This is a genomic window from Streptomyces sp. JW3 (assembly GCF_052216785.1).
In the GTDB taxonomy this organism is placed as follows: Bacteria; Actinomycetota; Actinomycetes; order Streptomycetales; family Streptomycetaceae; genus Streptomyces.
This window is the reverse complement of sequence record NZ_JBQOUX010000280.1, coordinates 1-365: the sequence shown is the minus strand read 5'-3', so window position 1 is coordinate 365 and position 365 is coordinate 1. Positions and strand designations below refer to the sequence as shown.

General features: G+C 71.0%; 1 protein-coding gene. It reads left to right on the top strand.

Annotated features, from left to right (window positions below):
* The coding region (locus ACTT8P_RS38500; protein WP_442836437.1) for a dihydropteroate synthase at window positions 1-365 on the top strand (365 nt) is incomplete at both ends.

The following is a 365-nucleotide window of genomic DNA, read 5'->3' as shown; positions in this document are numbered from 1 at the left end:
ATGCTGGAGGCGCGCTGGGACGACTGTGTGGAGATGGCCCGGGACCAGATCCGCGAGGGCGCCCACATGCTGGACCTCTGCGTGGACTACGTCGGCCGGGACGGTGTGGCCGACATGGCCGAGCTGGCCGGCCGCTTCGCGACCGCCTCCACCCTGCCGATTGTGCTGGACTCCACGGAGGTCGAGGTGCTGCGGGCGGGGCTGGAGAAGCTCGGCGGCCGTGCGGTGATCAACTCGGTGAACTACGAGGACGGCGACGGACCCGAGTCCCGGTTCGCGAAGGTCACCCGGCTGGCGAGGGAGCACGGTGCGGCGCTGATCGCGCTGACCATCGACGAGGAGGGCCAGGCCCGCACCGCGGAGAA